Origin of the sequence: Streptococcus sp., from assembly GCF_030825805.1 — a bacterium.
Classification (GTDB): domain Bacteria; phylum Bacillota; class Bacilli; order Lactobacillales; family Streptococcaceae; genus Streptococcus.
In genome coordinates this window covers 1-18088 of record NZ_JAPJPF010000003.1, presented here as the reverse complement: position 1 = coordinate 18088, position 18088 = coordinate 1, and the positions used below count along the sequence as shown (strand labels likewise).

Genomic DNA, 18088 nt, shown 5'->3' with positions numbered 1-18088 from the left:
ATCAGACAAATCCTAAATCTTAGTCTTCTTTTTTGCGTTTAGCAAGTCCGAATAATGAGAGACCAGTCAAGGCGCTAAGAATAGCAAGACCAGTTTTAGAAGTTTCCTCTGTACCAGTTTCAGGAAGAACTGCTGTTTCATCAGATGGATTGATGAATTTAGTTTCCTTAGTTTCTGGAACTGGTTTTGGATCTGGCGTTGGAACTGGATCCGGAGTTGGTGCCGGTGTAGGAACCGGAGTTGGTGTTGGCACTGGATCTGGTGTTGGCACTGGATCTGGTGTTGGAACTGGATCTGGTGTTGGAACTGGATCTGGCGTTGGCACTGGATCTGGCGTTGGCACTTTCTCATAAACGTGCTCTGTATCACCGTTTGGAAGTTTCTTAGTCTCTACGAAGCGGTAGCCTGGAATATCTCTCTTAGGATTTTCACCATCCTCGATTGGATAACCTGGAATCTCGTTACCTTCCTTATCCTTATGATTAGTTTTCACTTTCTCATAAACATGTTCTGTGTCACCATTTGGAAGCTTCTTACTCTCTACGAAGCGGTAGCCTGGAATATCTTTCTTAGGTTGTTCATTGTCTTCAGTTGGATATCCCGGTATTGCTTTACCTTCTTTGTCTACAAATGTAGTAACAGGAAGTACAGTTGGTGTGTACGTTGCAGAAGCTTTTGTTCCATTCATATCTTCACGGACAACAGTTACAGATGGAGCTTTTCCAGTAAATTCTGGTTCTGGTTTGAAGGTTACTGTTCCATCTGGAGCTACTGTATAAGTACCAACTCCCTCAACTGTTTTAGTTGTTGAACCATCGTCAAATGTAGCTGGAACCTCATCATTCATAGGAACACGACTGTCGCCTTCCTTGAAGCTTGGTTTACCAGATTGTTCTTGTCCTTTAGGGCCAATAGTTGTGGCTGGTTCACCTGTTGGTGTTACTGGTGTTACTGTTGGTGTGTACTTAGCTGTTGCTGGTGTACCGTTCTTATCTACACGTTTAACAGTCACGCCTGTTCCTGTTCCGATGAATGATTTTTCTGGTACGAATGTAACTGTTCCATCTGGAGCTACTGTGTAAGTTCCTTCGCCTGGAATTGTTTTCGTTGTTGAACCATCTTCGAATGTTGCTGGTACATCATCATCCATAGGTACATTTGGATTACCTTCTGTGAAGGTAGGCTTACCTGTTTGTGTTTGACCTTGGATATCAGTAGATGTTGCTGGATCTGCAGTTGGAACTACTGGAGTAATCTTAGGTGTGTAGGTTGTTTCTGTCGGTGTACCATTGGCATCCTTCGCTTGAACCTTAACGGCAACGACATCACCTGAGTATGTCTTATCAGTTGGTGTGAAGGTTACAACACCTGTTGCTTTATCAACTGTGAAAGTACCAATTTCTTTACCTTCTGGTGACTTAGCAACTACTGAAGCTGCTGGCTGGCCATTTTCATCAATAAGAGTAATGGTATCCTTGTCGATTGGTGCAACTGGGTCACCTTCTGTGAAGGTAACAGTACCAGTTTGAACAACACCTTGAGGAGCTATTGATTCAGCAGGTGTCGCTGTTGGTGTTACAGGGGTTACTGTTGGTGTGTACTTAGCTGTTACTGGAGTACCATTCTTATCGACACGTTTAACAGTCACGCCTGTTCCTGTTCCTGTGAATGATTTTTCTGGCACGAATGTAACTGTTCCATCTGGAGCTAATGTGTAGGTCCCTTCACCTGGAATTGTCTTAGTCGTTGAACCATCTTCAAATGTAGCTGGTGTATCATCATCCATTGGGACTACTGGATCACCTTCTGTAAACTTAGGTTTACCTGTTTGGGTTTGGCCTTGTTTATCAATTGAAGTGACTTCTTCAGCTGTAGGAGTTACTGGAGTTACAGTTGGTGTGTACTTAGCCGTTGCTGGTGTACCGTTCTTATCTACACGTTTAACAGTCACACCTGTTCCTGTTCCGATGAATGATTTTTCTGGTACGAAGGTTACACTTCCATCTGGAGCTACTGTGTAAGTTCCTTCGCCTGGAATTGTCTTCGTTGTTGAACCATCTTCGAATGTTGCTGGGACATCATCATCCATAGGTACATTTGGATTACCTTCTGTGAAGGTAGGCTTACCTGTTTGTGTTTGACCTTGGATATCAGTAGATGTTGCTGGATCTGCAGTTGGAACTACTGGAGTAATCTTAGGTGTGTAGGTTGTTTCTGTCGGTGTACCATTGGCATCCTTCGCTTGAACCTTAACGGCAACGACATCACCTGAGTATGTCTTATCAGTTGGTGTGAAGGTTACAACACCTGTTGCTTTATCAACTGTGAAAGTACCAATTTCTTTACCTTCTGGTGACTTAGCAACTACTGAAGCTACTGGCTGGCCATTTTCATCAAGAAGAGTAATGGTATTCTTGTCGATTGGTGCAACTGGATCACCTTCTGTGAAGGTAACAGTACCAGTTTGAACCACACCTTGAGGTGCTACTGATTCAGCTGGAGTAGCTGTTGGTGTTACTGGTGTAACAGTTGGAGTGTACTTAGCTGTTACTGGCGTACCATTCTTATCTACACGTTTAACAGTTACACCTGTTCCTGTGCCTGTGAATGATTTTTCTGGCACGAAGGTTACAGTTCCGTCTGGTGCTACTGTGTATGTTCCTTCACCTGGAATTGTCTTAGTCGTTGAACCATCTTCGAATGTTGCAGGTGTATCATCATCCATTGGAATGTTTGGATTGCCTTCTGTGAAGGTAGGCTTACCTGTTTGTGTTTGACCTTGGATATCAGTAGATGTTGCTGGATCTGCAGTTGGAACTACTGGAGTAATCTTAGGTGTGTAGGTTGTTTCTGTCGGTGTACCATTGGCATCCTTCGCTTGAACCTTAACGGCAACGACATCACCTGAGTATGTCTTATCAGTTGGTGTGAAGGTTACAACACCTGTTGCTTTATCAACTGTGAAAGTACCAATTTCTTTACCTTCTGGTGATTTAGCAACTACTGAAGCTGCTGGCTGGCCATTTTCATCAAGAAGAGTAATGGTATCCTTATCAATTGGTGCAACTGGATCACCTTCTGTGAATGTAACAGTACCAGTTTGAACCAAACCTTGAGGAGCTACTGATTCAGCAGGTGTCGCTGTTGGTGTTACAGGGGTTACTGTTGGTGTGTACTTAGCTGTTACTGGTGTACCATTCTTATCTACACGTTTAACAGTCACGCCTGTTCCTGTTCCGGTGAATGATTTCTCTGGTACGAAGGTTACACTTCCATCTGGAGCTACTGTGTAGGTTCCTTCGCCTGGAATTGTCTTCGTTGTTGAACCATCTTCAAAGGTAGCTGGCGTATTATCATCCATTGGAATGTTTGGATTGCCTTCTGTAAACTTAGGCTTACCTGTTTGGGTTTGGCCTTGTTTGTCTTTTGAAGTTACATCTTCTGCTGTTGGAACAACCGGAGTAATCTTAGGTGTGTATGTTGTTTCAGCTGGGGTACCGTTGGCATCCTTCGCTTGAACCTTAACGGCAACAACATCACCTGAATAGGTCTTATCTGTTGGGGTGAAGGTTACAACACCTGTTGCTTTATCAACTGTGAATGTACCGATAACCTTGCCGTCTGGTGACTTAGCATCTACTGAAGCTGCTGGTTGACCATTTTCGTCAAGAAGGGTAATCGTATCTTTGTCGATTGGCGCAACTGGATCACCTTCTGTGAAGGTTACTGTTCCAGTTTGAACTACACCTTGAGGAGCTACTGATTCAGCTGGAGTTGCTGTTGGAGTTACCGGAGTTACTGTTGGTGTGTATGTTGCAGAAGCTTTTGTTCCGTTTATGTCTTCACGAACCACTGTTACTGCTGGTGCTTTACCAACAAATGATTTTTCTGGTACAAATGTAACTGTTCCATCTGGAGCTACTGTGTAAGTACCTACTCCTTCAACCTTCTTACTTGTTGTACCATCATCAAATTTAGCAGGAACAGCTTCGTTAATGGCTACTGTCTTTTCAACACCATCAATATCAGCAGTTCCACCTTTAAATTCTGGTTTACCAGTTTGAGTGGCACCTTGAACATTTATAGTTTCTGCTGGTGTTGCTGTTGGGGTTACTGGAACGATTTCTGGTGTGTAAGTTGTATCCACCTTGATACCGTTTGAACTTTCAGCTTGAACCTTAGCTGGGGTTACTTTACCAGTGTATGATTTGTCTGTTGGTGTGAAGGTTACTTGCCCTGTTACTGGATCAATAGAGAAAGTACCAATTTCAGTTGTACCATCTTCAGCAAAGGCTGGTGTGCTTGAAACTTCGTTACCATCTTTATCTAGCAATGTGTAGCTATTGTCTTTAATGGTAATAGTTTTATCTTCACCATTTACTTGAACAGTAGTTCCTGCAAAGGTTGGTGTCCCTATTTGTATTGCACCTTGGATATCTTTAGAAGTTGCAGGGTTTGCAGTTGGAACTGCTGGCACAACAGTTGGTGTGTAGGTCGCATCTGAAGTAATGGTTGCAGTCTTACCATTAGCATTTGTAATAGTAGCAGTTGCCTGAACAGTTACGCCTTTTGCAGTACCAACAAAGTCTTTTTCTGGCGTAAATGTTACTGCTCCAGTCGTTGGGTCGATAGTATAGCTACCTTCACCTGCTACTGTCACTGTTGTTTCATCAGTTGGTTGACCAGTTGCGGGATCCACCAATTTCTTGCTTGTGATTTCAGCAGTCTTGTCGTTGCTCAACTCAAATGTAGGAGTTTGTGTTTGAGGAACGTTTTGAACATCCACAGAAACCTTGTCTGTAGGAGTCACTGTGATTGGAGTAACCGTTGGTGTGTATTTAGCTGTAGCAGTCTTGATGTACTCCTGTTGGATCTTACCATCTTTGTTTCGACCAACTGGCGCTGACAATGTAACATCCACACCTTTGGCTGTACCAGTAAAGCTTGGATCTGGAGTGAAGGTTACTTCACCCGTTGAAGGATTGATCGTGTATGTTCCTTCCCCTTCAACTGTTACAGATGGCTCATCAATCGTGCGACCTGTAGCTGGATCTACCAACTTAGCAGGATATTCTGCACTTGGAGTGATTGCAATCTTGTCACCATTTGAGTTAGTCGCAGTTGTGTTAAAGGTCGGTGTTTCTTTTTGAGTTGCACCTTGAATATCTTTAGAAGTCTTGTCAACTCCTTCAATGTCAATCGGTGTTACAGTTGGAACATATTGACCATCCATAGTATTTAATTGGCCATTCACATTAGGTTCGCTATCAGGGAATTTTGTTGACCAACCAGTATCATAGCCATTATTGTCTGAGCGACGGATAGAGATACCATCAGCAGTTCCTAGGAAGTTATCCTCAGGAATAAACTCAACGTCTACATCTTTACCCTTAGCAGTAATCTTGTACTTACCTTGTCCTTGAACGACGTAGTAACCTTCTGCGTTTAGAGTTGCACGATTGCCATCTTTATCTACGATGTATGGTGCTACAGTTTCATCAATAACAGCAGTAGAATTACGTTCAAACTTGCGTTCTCCACGTGCTGTAAAGGCCACAGTTGCTGTCTGTTTTGTACCTTGAGGTCCACTTGTATCCTTAAATTCTCCTTTTGGTGGGTGGGTGATTTGAGTCTTGAAGTCTTCTACTTCACCTGAGAAGGCCATGCCAGTTGGGCTTTCGATCTCTTTCGCTTTCTTAGCGATACGAACACGAGCACCTAACTCTTTAACGCTTGGGTCGATGTAAGTCTTGCTGTTTGCAAAGGTCAACTCAACAGTACCATCTTGTGTGATTGTAGCGAGATTTGAGCGTTCATCTTCATCAAATTTACCATTTTGGTTAAAGTCTACCCATCCATAGATATGTGCTTCTGAAGCTCCATCCGTATGAGCCTCAATTGACATCTTGTAGTTGCCTGGTTTGGTACGGTCCATCTGGATCATCTCATTGGTTGTCCCTTTGAGATCATCTGGAAGCAATTGATCAATTCCTTCATCGGCCGTAGTTGCCTTATCATCACCGAACCAGTCGAGAGTTGTATTCTCATCCATATCTGGGCTAACGTTACCAAGATACGGTTGATTTACTTTAGCTCCCGTAACACCGTCTACAGTTGCAATGGTATGGACTGCCTTGCCATATGACTCAGGAGCATCTCCTTCATCAAGTGGGAAGAATCCTAGCATAGCAGACTGTTTACCACTTGAAGCGATGTAAAGTCCCACTTCAGATGCCCCACGAGTCATCACGAGTGGAACTGTGTTATTCCCTGCAGATAGGTTTGGTCCAAAAATACCGGTTCCTAGACCACCCGTAACTTTGTCAGGATTTCCAAAGTATTTCCATGCTACTGGTTTCTTTTCTGGTCCAACTTCAGTAGAATTACGAAGTGAATTTAGGTTTATATTTTTGTATTTAGGGTTAGGTCCCAAAAGGTTCTCTGTATCTTGTGGAACATAAGGTACAGAGGTGGCCGGTCTACTAGTTTTTTTCCATTCCCCAAGGTGCTGCCAACCTTCTCCGTTGGTAGTGAACATAACAAATTCACCAGGGTTAGCAGACTCACCATCGGCCATGACAATAGCTGGCTTAACTTTCTTACCACGGAAGGTTGCAGAAATTTCAAACTGAACTCCAATATTTCCACCATTCAAAGCTGAACCCATAGTAGTCTGCTTGGTTTTGGTATCAACATTTTCGTGTTTAATTTCAGTCCATTGATTTTGAGCATCAGCGACAACGTCGGCTTCCTCACCATTGTTAAAAGCTTGTCGAGCACCTGTTGAAGTAACACCCTTTACATATCCATTTTTTGCATTTGGATCATAGGTTGCTTTTTCAGCTTCTGTAGCCCCTTGCTCTTCCATCCGTTTTTTATAGATTTCAGTCGCTTGGAAAGGTTTCAAGGATTTGACTTTTACAGTGACTACATAGCCAGGCATGATTTCCTTGGTATAAGTAGCCCCAACTTGAAGTGCTAGTTTTTCTTGTAAATCTTTATTAGGAAATGCGTCATTTTTAGGAACAATGACTTTTTTTGCTCCTGTCCAGTTGGCTACATCACCAAAGTCCAACCATGTAATCTGGCTAGTTAAAGATTTTGCGTCAAGGTCTGTTGTAAAACCAGGTTTTTCAACTTTTGGAGTTGAAGTTGCATCTTCAACGTCATCCCCAATCAAGTTAGGATCATTGGCATCACCAAGAGCACGACGACTACGACGGCGAACATCAGGGGTTGCTACTGGAACAGCTGGTGTTTCTGGCGCAGGTGCTACTACAGCTGCAGAAACTGTTTCTTTATTTTTAGTTGCTGTTCCTTCTGTTCCCTTATTACTTGGGTTTGTTGTTCCTTCTGCCACTGCAGGAGTTGCTACTGGAGCCTTCTCTTCAACAGGGGCTGTTTCTGTAGCAGTTACAGGAGCTTCAGCTTGGTATGTTGTAGCTGAAGTTGAAACTTCACTTGTTGTTGAAGAAGTTGCTTCAGTTGTAATCGCAGGTTGGCCTGCTTCTTCTTTCGTTGCAACCCCTACTTGGTTCTCGGTGTTTTCATCAGCTGCGACGCTTGAAGCTGTCCCAACCATCACTAGCGTTCCTAAAAGAACCGAGCATACTCCGACATTCAATTTTCGAATTGAAAATCTGCTAATACGATCATTGAATAAATCCTTACTCACTTAAATTCCTCCAAAAATTTTAAAACTTATATTTATATTTTTACGGCTAATGCCTAACCTTATCAATTCTATCAAATTAATTTAACTATTCAAAATATAATGTCTCAAAAATTGATCAATTTTTTAAAATTTGACGATATTACTAATCATTAAATTAAAATAATAGGAAGTACGAATCATTATTTTAAAAATAACAAACGATCTTCCTATTTTTTCAACTAACAATAATCTCTATATAGCTAAATCAAACTTCAACTGAGGTTTGACAGGATCATAGTCCTCCAGTACAAAATCCTCAGCCTTGATATCGAAGAAATTTGTACCATCTGGCACGTTCAGTACCAAGCGAGGCTGGCAAGCAGAGGGCTCACGCCGGAGCAACTCTTCTGCCTGTTCGAATTGGTTATCATAGATGTGGAGGTTGTTAATAAAGTAAAAGAACTTGCCAACCTTCCAGCCAAAGTGCTTAGCGATCATCATCTGAAAGGCTACATACTGCATGGCGTTGATATGGTGCGCCACTAGCATATCATTTGAACGTTGGGTCAAAGTTGCATCCAGATAGATTTCCCCATCGACACGACGCACATCAAACATGGTTTGAAAAGCACAAGGCAAGAGCCCTTCCGACTCTTCAAATGCTTGGTAATCCCAGAGAGAAATAATATTGCGTCGATTCCAGGGGTTGGCTTCCAACTGTTTGAGTATCTTGTTGATGATGTCATGCTTTTTAACGACAGCGCCATAGCGTTCACCAATCGTTCCTGTGTCTCTCACTTCCCAATCATTCCAGTAGCGGACCTGATACTTATCATTTAGAAGCTCCAAACTATTAGACTGATCCTGGTAGATCCAGAGCATCTCCTTGATAGCCGACTTGATGGCAATAGGACGAAGGGTCGTAATCGGAAACTCGCCCTTGGCCAGATCAAACTCCATAAAAGCTCCCGTGATGTACTTGGAATTGGCTGTTGTGCCATCCTTGTACTTGGGCCGAGCTTGCTCAGACCAGACGCCTTCTTCCATAATTCTTCGAATATTTTCTTTAAAAAGGATATCTGCTTTTGTCATTCAATCTCCTTAAATACTGTAATACCTTCATTATAACACAGGATAAAAGAAAAGAGGTCCAAATGATTCGGTTTGGATCTCTTTCAAATAAAATCTATTGTAGGACAAGTGATGCAGCTCCAATAACTCCTGCATCATTTCCAAGATTAGCAAGCACCAATTGGGTTGACGTACGGACTTGTGGGAAGGTATTTTCATCAAAGACCTTTTGAACCCCATCCAAGAGGAATTGGCCTGCTGCTGATACACCACCACCGATGACAATGTTAGCTGGGTTCAAGACACTAGCGATGTTGGCACAAGCAATACCGAGGTATTGAGAGAAATGACGGTAGACAATCAAGGCCAACTCATCTCCATCTTTAGCAAGATCAAAGACTGTCTTAGCTGTGACTTCTTCGCCATCATCAATGAGACGTTTCAAGGTCGCATCTCCTGCGTATTCATCTGCATAACGGCGAGTCAAATTGACAATCCCAGTTGCTGAAGCTACTGTTTCCAAGCAACCTTTCTTACCACAGGTACAATCAAATGGACGATCAAAGTCAACAGTGATATGGCCGAGTTCACCAGCAACACCACCAGCACCGTGCAAGAGTTTTCCTTCTGCTACGATACCGCCGCCAACACCAGTTCCAAGTGTCATGAAGACGACATCCGGTTGGTTTTCACCAGCCCCTTTCCAACGTTCACCAAGGGCAGCTACGTTAGCATCATTATCGATAAAGAAAGGAATTCCCAAGGCAGACTCGATATCTTTCTTGATAGGCTGTACAGTTTTCCAGTTGAGGTTGTACGCTCCAACGACAGTTCCTTCGAAGCGATCCACTGCACCAGGAGATCCCATACCGATTCCAATAAAATCTTCTGCGGATAAGTTCAACAATTCCAAGCGGTGTTTGATGGAAGCGATGATATCAGGAACGATATGGCTTCCTTCGTCGAGGATGTTGGTCTTGATAGACCATTTCTCTTGAATCTCTCCTTCTTGCGTCAAAATGGCAAATTTAACAGATGTTCCACCTAAATCAATACCAATAATTTTTTTGGACATTTTATACTCCTTTGTTCCTATTCTCTTGACACTAGTATACCAAAATGTGAAAAGGGTTTCAATTGTTTTTCAAGAATTCTCTCAATTTCATTTACAAAAAAAAGAACCTGTCTGTAAAAACACAGACAGATTTCTTTACTCTTCGTTATGAAGTTTTAAAAAGAGTCTCAAGGATTGAACGCCAATTATGAAAAAGAACAATCCCAAAATATGTAACAAGAAGACACTAATAGATAGAGGACTAACAATGAGAAACAATCCTGTAAACAGTTGAATAAGCCCCCAAAAAGTAAACTTCTTGGATAATTCTTCAGAACGCTTAGAAAGATAATGAGCCTTACGCAAACTCAAGGCAGACTTATATAAGAGCCAAATTCCAAGTGTAATCGGAAAGACAATCGGCAAGGTCTTGTAGCCATACAGCAAGAGATAGACTGCAAATACTAGCGAGACCACGCTTTGAAATAAATAGGGATCCGACAAGGTCGCTTGGGTCCGTAGACGGTAGTAACGTGATAAGCGCGAAACTGATATCAAGAAAAAGCCCAGAGAAATCAACCAACTAAAGGTGGCAATTTTTTCGATTGGATTTACAAAGAGAATAAAACCAATGCCACAAAATAAAAACGATGACAATAAAAGACTGTATTTACTAATATGGTGCATCCTTCCTCCTTTAGTTTTCTGCCAACTCACTCAGGTACTCATACCGTTCATACTTGGCTAAGAGCCGCTCGTTTTCTTCATCCATCTGACGTTGGAGACTGGCCAACTTACCAAAGTCAGAACCATTCTCATTCATCTCAGCCTCGATGGTTGCAATCTTGTTTTCAATCTCTTCGATCTCACTCTCAATGGTCGCCCACTCCTGCTTTTCCTGGTAGCTCATCCGTTTCTTTTCTTCTCGGACTTTGACTACCTTTTCTTTTTCAGGCTTGCTACTTTCAGCTACCACTTCTAGCTCAAACTTTTTCTCATCTAGATAGTCGGTATAGTTGCCGAAAAACTCACGAATGCTTCCATTTTCAAATGCTAGAATCTTAGAAGCAACCTTGTCTAGGAAATAGCGATCGTGGCTAACGGTGATGACTGGTCCACCAAAGCCTTGTAGGAAGTTCTCTAACACTGTCAAGGTCGCGATATCCAAATCATTGGTCGGTTCGTCCAAGAGCAAGACATTTGGTTTTTCGATGAGAAGTTTCAAGAGATAAAGACGCTTCTTCTCCCCACCAGAAAGTTTCTCAATCAAGGTGCCATGGGTTGAACGAGGGAAGAGAAATTGCTCCAACAATTCGGCAATTGATGTAGATCCTGCGCTGGTCTTGACTTCTTCCGCCACTTCTTGCAGAAAGTTGATCATCCGCTTGCTTTCATCCAAGCCTTCGATCTGTTGTGAGAAGTAAGCAATCCGTACCGTTTCTCCAATAATGACCTTCCCAGCAGTTGGTTGAAGTTTCCCAGCAATGAGGTTGAGCAAGGTTGACTTCCCAACTCCATTATCTCCTACAATACCAATCCGATCTTTGTTTTGAACCAATAGATTAAACCGCTGCAGAATCGGTCCTTGATCATAGGCGAAATCGACATCTTGAAATTCGATGACTTTCTTACCGATTCGACTGGTTTCAAAGGACATTTCTAGATCTGTTTCTGTAACCTGGTGAGATAGGTCCTTTTTGAGGTCGTGGAAACGATTGATCCGAGCCTGTTGCTTGGTAGCACGCGCCTGCGGTTGGCGACGCATCCAGGTCAATTCTTGCTTATAGAGTTGTTGCTTCTTGTGAAGAAGAGCCGCATCCCGTTCGTCCTGCTCAGCTTTTAAGCGAACGTAATCCTGATAATTTCCTTGGTATTCGATTAGACCGCCACGATCCAATTCGAAAATACGAGTTGAAATATTATCCAAGAAATAACGGTCATGGGTGATGAAAAGTACGGTTTTCTTAGAGTTCTTCAAGAAGTTGGTCAACCATTCGATGGTATCAATATCCAGATGGTTGGTCGGCTCATCTAACAGCAACAAATCATGGTCTCCCAAGAGAACCTGTGCTAGCTGGACACGGCGACGCAGTCCACCAGACAAACTCCCAACCTTAGCAGATAAATCCTGAATCCCCAGCTTGGTCAAGACTGTTTTGACTTGGCTTTCGATTTCCCAAGCATTGAGAGAGTCCATCTCCGCCATGACTTTTTCCAGTTTTGCTTGCTGGCTCTCATCGTACTGGCTCATCAACAATTCATACTGACGAATCAATTGGAGCTCTTTCACATCTTCTGACAAGACTGTATCGAGGACCGTCTTATTATCATCAAATTGAGGTTCTTGGGTCAGATAACCAATCTTATAATCATTCTTTGCAGAAAAAGGGGAACGATCTCCGTCATAGCCTGCACGACCAGACAAAACATCTAAGAGAGTCGTTTTCCCTGTCCCATTGACCCCGATTAGTCCAATTCGATCCAGCTCATGAATGATAAAAGAAATATCTTTAAAGACCGTCTTATCCCCGACGGACTTGGTTAGTTTTTCAACAATAAAATCGCTCATACTTCCCCCTTCTCGGCTTCAAGATAGCGGCTCAAAAAATCACCAATGGCTTGTTTGTCATTCTCTAATTCACCATCTACAATGGCCCATTCAATGGCAGAAAGCACTTGTCCCAGGCCTGGACCTGGTTTTAAGCCATATTCCTTCATCAACATCCCACCATTGACCACGATTTCGTGCTTATCATGAATAGCTAGAGAATCATACAATTCTTCGATGATTTGGAAATCTACGGGCAATCCATGAGCCTGACGCAGTTCTTCCGCTAACAAGAGAAGTCTACGGTCATAGCGATAGACAAACCGACGATTTAAACTAGCCTTTTCACGCAAGCGGTAGATTTCAACCAACTGCTCCACCTTCTTAGCGAAGTCACGAGAGGTTTTCCATTTCTTGAAGAAAGAAGAGACCTTTTTCTCATCTAAGGTCAAGAGTAAGGCGGCCCAAGCTTGCTCGGAACTCGTAAAGGTATAGTCCATGGACAGCTGGAACAGTTTCTCTAGTGACGATTGGCTGTTTTGTAAGAGAGGGAGGTACTGATAGCTTTTGCTAGCAATCACACCTTCTAAGCCCTTGCGCCAAAAAGGAGCTAAGAGAAGCTTATCCAACTCAATAAAGACCCGTTCGACAGAGATTTTCTCCAACAAAGGAGCGCAATCTGTCATGGCCTTAAAGGTTGCTTCTTCTAGATCAAAACCAAGACTGGCCTGAAACCGAAAACCACGCATAATCCGAAGAGCATCCTCGTTGAAGCGTTCTGTCGCTACACCAACAGCGCGCAAAATTCGGTTCTTCAAATCTTCCAGTCCATCGAAGAGGTCAATAATTTCTCCTTCTTCACTCAAGGCAAAGGCATTGACGGTGAAATCGCGGCGCTTGAGATCTTCTTCTAAGGAACGGACAAAATTAACCGCACTGGGTCTTCGAAAGTCGACGTAGACATCCTCTGTCCGAAAGGTGGTAATTTCATATTCTTGATGATTTTCAAGAACCAACACCGTCCCGTGTTCAATCCCGACATCAATGGTCCGCTCGAAAATAGCCTTGGTCTCTTCCGGGTAAGAGGAAGAAGCGATGTCTACATCGTGGATGGGACGACCTAAAATAGCATCCCGTACAGAGCCCCCGACGAAATAAGCTTCATATCCAGCTTTTCGAATCTTTTCTAATATTGGCAAAGCCTCCTGAAATTCAGAAGGCAGTTTTTTTAATCTCATAATAGATGTTCTAAACCATAGACAAGCTCATGACGCTTGACTACTTCTTTTACTCCTAGATTGACCCCTGTCATGAAGGACGCCCGATCGTAGGAATCGTGGCGTAAGGTCAATCCTTCTCCTTGACTACCGAAAATCACTTCTTGATGGGCTACCAGACCAGGCAAGCGAACCGAATGGATGTGCATGCCTTGGTAGTTGGCACCGCGAGCACCTGGAAGACTCTCTTCTTCATCTGGCGCTCCCTGCTCTTGTGGTTGACGGACCTGGCTAATCAGCTCAGCTGTCTTCACAGCAGTCCCACTCGGTGCATCCTTCTTCTTATCATGATGCAACTCGATAATCTCTACATTCGGGAAATACTTAGCTGCCTGCGCTGCAAATTGCATGAGCAAGACTGCTCCAATGGCAAAGTTTGGCGCGATGAGACCTCCAAGACTCTTCTCACGAGACAATTCAATCAAGTCAGTGATTTCTCCAGTTGTAAATCCAGTTGTCCCAACCACAGGCGCTAGTCCATGCTCCAAAGCAAAGCGGGTATGTTCATAAGCAACTTTAGGGATGGTGAAGTCAATCCACACATCCGCATCCAGCGACAAAACCCCTTCTTTGTCATGAAAGACCGGAATACCCGCCAGCTCGTTTTCAGACGCATGGGGATCAACCAAGCCAACTAGTTCAAGCTCGGGGTCTTCTAACACCATGTGATAAGCCGCTTGGCCCATTCTCCCTTTAAAACCTGCAATCACTACTCTAATTGGCATGTTTTCTCCTTATACTTTCGGTACAAAACTGATAGCAACACTATGATTTCCTAAGTGCGTACCAATGACACTGCCAAAGGTCGCAAATGGAATCTCACCAGCAAAACCGTCTTGATGAAGAATATCTCGAAGCGTTTCTGCTTTATCCAGTGCATTCCCATGGATGATAATGATCTGATAGTCTTTATCTGCAGTTCCTTCTTTGACAATCTCAGCTAAGCGTTTGATGGCTTTTTTCTCAGTCCGGACTTTCTCGTATACCTCAATCACGCCTTCCTCGTTAAAATAGAGGATGGGCTTGATGCTGAGGAGATTCCCTAGAATCGCCGCTCCATTGGAGAGACGACCCCCTTTGACCAAGTGATTGAGATCATCAACCATGATGTAGGCAGAAGTCCCATCGATTTGTGTCTGGATGTTGGCTAGAATTTCATCAAAAGAACGGCCTTCATCAGCCCATTTAACTGCTTCTTCAGCCAACCACCCAAGAGGGGGCGCTGGTAATCTTAGAATCTGGAAAAGCGATCGTAAGATTTGGGAATTCATCTTTCATATACTGGATATTCTGATAGAAACCAGAAATACCAGAAGAAAGGAAAATCCCTAAAACATGGGTATAGCCTTTAGCCTCTAGTTGCGGTAAGAGTTCTTCTAATTCCGCGATACTAGGTTGGCTGGTTTTCGGAAGTTCAGAAGAAGCTTCCATCTTTTGATAGAACTCTTCTGCTGTCAGATTTTTACCTTCTACGTAAGATACTCCATCAATGACAACTGGAATATCTAGGACAAATAAATTATCGTGTCCTCTTGATTCATCTGATAGATAGGCAGAAGAATCTGTGATGACTGCTAATTTCATGCATTAAAACTCCAAATTAATCCCTGGTAAATCAAGGGCGATTTCAGTTACCTCATAAGTCAAACGATTCAGCATATTCAAGCAAGGACGAGCTAATTCTTCCACTTCTTCTTTGCTAAACTCACTTGGCTCGTTGACCAAACGGTTGTGAATGTGGTTGATTTGGGTAATGGTCCCGCTGATGACAAAGCCATCAAAGACAATCATATAGGTTAAAATAACGATTAAAGAGGTTGTCTTTAACTCTGTATCGCGTTGAATCAATTGAAAGTTGACGTCTACTTTTGTCTCGGGAGTTCCATTTTCTTTTTCCCATTCAAAGTTACGAGCATCATAATGATACTGGCTGACGAATTCTTTTTCACGTTGGATATCCATACTTGTTCTCCTAAAAATAAGCGTTATGAAAATTATACCATAAATTAAATCAAGATTCTATTGCAGAACCATGTCTTTTCACACTGTTTTCTATCAGAGAAAAAAGAAAGAGGCTGGGGAAATCCCAGCCTTTTCGTCATGTTTAGTTTTTAGGTTTGCGAAGCAATCCAAACAAGATACCACTTACAACTGCACCGATCAATACGAACAAGATGTAAAGAAGTGGATTTGATGTAAGAGCGATAACGAAGATTCCTCCGTGAGGAGCCATGAGTTTCAAGCCTGCAAGACCAACAAGAGCACCTGTCAATGCTGAGCCTGCGATGAAGCTAGGGATGGCACGAGCTGGGTCAGCTGCACCGAATGGAATGGCACCTTCTGTGATGAAGGAAAGACCCATAACAATGTTTGTCAAACCAGAATCGCGTTCTTCTTGTGTGAATTTATCTTTGAACAATACAGTTGCTACGAATACTGCCAATGGAGGAACCATACCAGCTGCCATAACGGCTGCCATAACAATAGAACCACCTGAAGCAACAGATTCAGCAAGTGTACCTGTAGCGAAGACATAAGCGGCTTTATTCACTGGTCCACCCATATCGACAGCCATCATACCACCGACGAGTAGTCCAAGAAGGACAGCTGAGCTACCTGACAAGCTTGAAAGGAAGTCGTTAAGACCAGTATTGATAGCAGCCATTGGAATATTGATGAGGAACATCAAGAATCCTGTCAAACCAACACCAAGTAATGGCAAGAGAAGGATTGAACGGATACCATCAAGAGAACGTGGAAGACCTGCTAGAGCTTTACGAAGAACAAGAATCACTCCACCTGCAAGGAAACCACCAACTAAGGCACCAAGGAAACCAGATGATACTGCTCCTGGCAACTCACCTTTAGCAGCGCCGTAGGCAATATTACCAAATGCTGACCCTGAGCTAGCAATAGATCCAGCGATAAAACCTGCTACAAAACCAGGTTTTTCAGCGATTGAGAATCCGATGTAACCTGCAAGTACAGGAAGCATGAAGCCAAAGGCTGCACCACCGATTGTTTTAAATTGGGCTGCTAGTTCATGATAAGAACCAAGTTGAGACAATTGATCTTGAGGCACCCCAAGAATTTGGTCAATCAAGAAGGCAAGGGCAATCAAGATACCACCACCGATAACGAATGGAAGCATTTGAGAAACCCCACTCATCAAGTGTTTGTAGAAGGCTCCAGCCAAACTCAATTTTTCTTGGCTAGCGCTAGCTTGTGCAGCATTTTCAGCGTGGAAGACTTCTGCTTTGCCATCCAAGATGGTTTGAATCAATTCTTCTGTTTGACGGATACCTGCTGCGACTGGTTTAGAAATCAATTTTTTGCTATCAAAACGAGCGGTTTCAACTCCCTTATCTGCTGCAATGATGACCCCTTCAGCTTTTGCGATTTCTTCAGCTGTCAAGCGGTTGCCGACACCAGATGCTCCGTTGGTTTCAACGCGGACTGTAACACCCATTTCTTCCCCTTTTTTGATGAGGGCTTCTTCTGCCATGTAAGTGTGGGCGATACCAGTTGTACATGCTGTAACAGCAACGATAAGCGGCTTGTCAGATGAAGCTGCTTCTTTGACTGCTTCTGCTTTTTTCGCTTCTTCAGCTGCAGCTTCTTGCTCTTCTGCATCAAAGGCTGCGATCACTTGATCAGGTGTGCTTGCTTGGCGAAGTTTGTCCGCAAATCCTGGTTTCATCAAGTATTTAGACAATTCAGCAAGGGCTGCCAAGTGAGTGTCATTTGCTCCTTCTGGAGCGGCGATCATGAAGAACAAGTCTGTTGGCTGTCCATCAAGTGATGCATAGTCCACACCCTTGTTTGATTTTGCGAACAAAACCGTTGCTTCTTTGACAGCTTCATTTTTGCTGTGAGGCATAGCAATTCCATCACCCAAACCAGTTGAAGTTTGTGCTTCACGGTTCATGATTCCAGTTTTAAAAGTTTCAAAATCTGTCACCACACCATTGTTAACGAGCGATTGGACCATCTCATTGATCACGCCCTCTTTATCTGTTGCCTGAAGGTCAAACAACATCACGTTTTTATTTAAAACGTCTTGAATTTTCATAGTTTTTCTACCTCTACTTTTTCATAAGTTTCTTTTATATAGTCAGCTGTCGCCAAATCATCTGAGAAGGTGGTTGCTGTGCCACAAGCCACGCCCCATTTGAAGGCTTCGATGACATCTCCCGTCGTTGCGAGCTTCCCAGTGAAACCTGCCACCATGGAATCTCCAGCCCCGACAGAATTCTTCACTTGACCCTTGATTGGTTTTGCGAAGTATGTGCCACTAGGGCTTACCAGAAGAGCACCATCACCCGCCATGGAAATAATGACGTTTTGTGCGCCCTTGGCCAAGATTTCTTTGGCGTAGCGTTCAATTTCTGGCAACTCTGTCAAGGTAACACCAAAAATAGCTCCCAACTCATGGTTGTTTGGTTTGACCAATTGGGGATTGAACTCCAAGGAATCAATCAAGG

General features: G+C 43.2%; 10 protein-coding genes and 1 pseudogene. All 11 read right to left on the bottom strand.

Annotated elements, in window-relative coordinates:
• Positions 1-19: 19 nt before the first annotated feature.
• Positions 20-7675, bottom strand: coding sequence for a GEVED domain-containing protein (locus RCH62_RS00960; RefSeq protein WP_306474418.1), 7656 nt, complete (start codon positions 7673-7675; stop codon positions 20-22).
• A 231-nt stretch (positions 7676-7906) separates the two neighbouring features.
• Entirely contained in the window at positions 7907-8746 is an 840-nt protein-coding gene (locus RCH62_RS00955) for a thymidylate synthase (protein WP_306474417.1), read from the bottom strand.
• Positions 8747-8840: 94 nt separating this feature from the next.
• Entirely contained in the window at positions 8841-9800 is a 960-nt protein-coding gene (locus tag RCH62_RS00950) for an ROK family glucokinase (protein WP_048716086.1), read from the bottom strand.
• Positions 9801-9935: 135 nt separating this feature from the next.
• Positions 9936-10466, bottom strand: coding sequence for a DUF308 domain-containing protein (locus RCH62_RS00945; RefSeq protein ID WP_223363723.1), 531 nt, complete (start codon positions 10464-10466; stop codon positions 9936-9938).
• Between the two features lie 10 nt (positions 10467-10476).
• The gene (locus tag RCH62_RS00940) at positions 10477-12348 is read right to left on the bottom strand and encodes an ABC-F family ATP-binding cassette domain-containing protein (RefSeq protein WP_306474416.1); all 1872 of its coding nucleotides are present in this window, start codon (positions 12346-12348) and stop codon (positions 10477-10479) included.
• Entirely contained in the window at positions 12345-13565 is a 1221-nt protein-coding gene (locus tag RCH62_RS00935) for a CCA tRNA nucleotidyltransferase (protein ID WP_306474415.1), read from the bottom strand. The genes RCH62_RS00940 and RCH62_RS00935 overlap by 4 nt, the downstream gene beginning before the upstream one ends.
• Positions 13562-14329 (bottom strand): 4-hydroxy-tetrahydrodipicolinate reductase, encoded by a 768-nt coding sequence (gene dapB / locus RCH62_RS00930; RefSeq protein ID WP_306474414.1) that lies wholly within the window; start codon positions 14327-14329, stop codon positions 13562-13564. The genes RCH62_RS00935 and dapB overlap by 4 nt, the downstream gene beginning before the upstream one ends.
• Before the next feature lie 9 nt (positions 14330-14338).
• A pseudogene (locus tag RCH62_RS00925) lies at positions 14339-15188 on the bottom strand (DegV family protein).
• 3 nt (positions 15189-15191) lie between these two features.
• Entirely contained in the window at positions 15192-15566 is a 375-nt protein-coding gene (locus tag RCH62_RS00920; RefSeq protein WP_048788860.1) for a DUF1149 family protein, read from the bottom strand.
• 142 nt (positions 15567-15708) lie between these two features.
• A complete protein-coding gene (locus RCH62_RS00915; RefSeq protein ID WP_306474413.1) occupies positions 15709-17676 on the bottom strand; it encodes a fructose-specific PTS transporter subunit EIIC in 1968 nt (655 codons plus the stop codon).
• On the bottom strand, positions 17673-18088 hold a 416-nt coding region (locus tag RCH62_RS00910; protein ID WP_306474412.1), incomplete at its 5' end, for a PfkB family carbohydrate kinase. The genes RCH62_RS00910 and RCH62_RS00915, both read right to left, overlap by 4 nt.

Excerpts from the sequence above, each read along its gene's own strand:
- dapB (WP_306474414.1), bottom strand. The coding sequence starts at position 14,329 with ATGCCAATTAGAGTAGTGATTGCAGGTTTTAAAGGGAGAATGGGCCAA.
- RCH62_RS00945 (WP_223363723.1), bottom strand. The coding sequence starts at position 10,466 with ATGCACCATATTAGTAAATACAGTCTTTTATTGTCATCGTTTTTATTT.
- RCH62_RS00950 (WP_048716086.1), bottom strand. The coding sequence starts at position 9,800 with ATGTCCAAAAAAATTATTGGTATTGATTTAGGTGGAACATCTGTTAAA.
- RCH62_RS00935 (WP_306474415.1), bottom strand. The coding sequence starts at position 13,565 with ATGAGATTAAAAAAACTGCCTTCTGAATTTCAGGAGGCTTTGCCAATA.
- RCH62_RS00955 (WP_306474417.1), bottom strand. The coding sequence starts at position 8,746 with ATGACAAAAGCAGATATCCTTTTTAAAGAAAATATTCGAAGAATTATG.
- RCH62_RS00920 (WP_048788860.1), bottom strand. The coding sequence starts at position 15,566 with ATGGATATCCAACGTGAAAAAGAATTCGTCAGCCAGTATCATTATGAT.
- RCH62_RS00915 (WP_306474413.1), bottom strand. The coding sequence starts at position 17,676 with ATGAAAATTCAAGACGTTTTAAATAAAAACGTGATGTTGTTTGACCTT.
- RCH62_RS00940 (WP_306474416.1), bottom strand. The coding sequence starts at position 12,348 with ATGAGCGATTTTATTGTTGAAAAACTAACCAAGTCCGTCGGGGATAAG.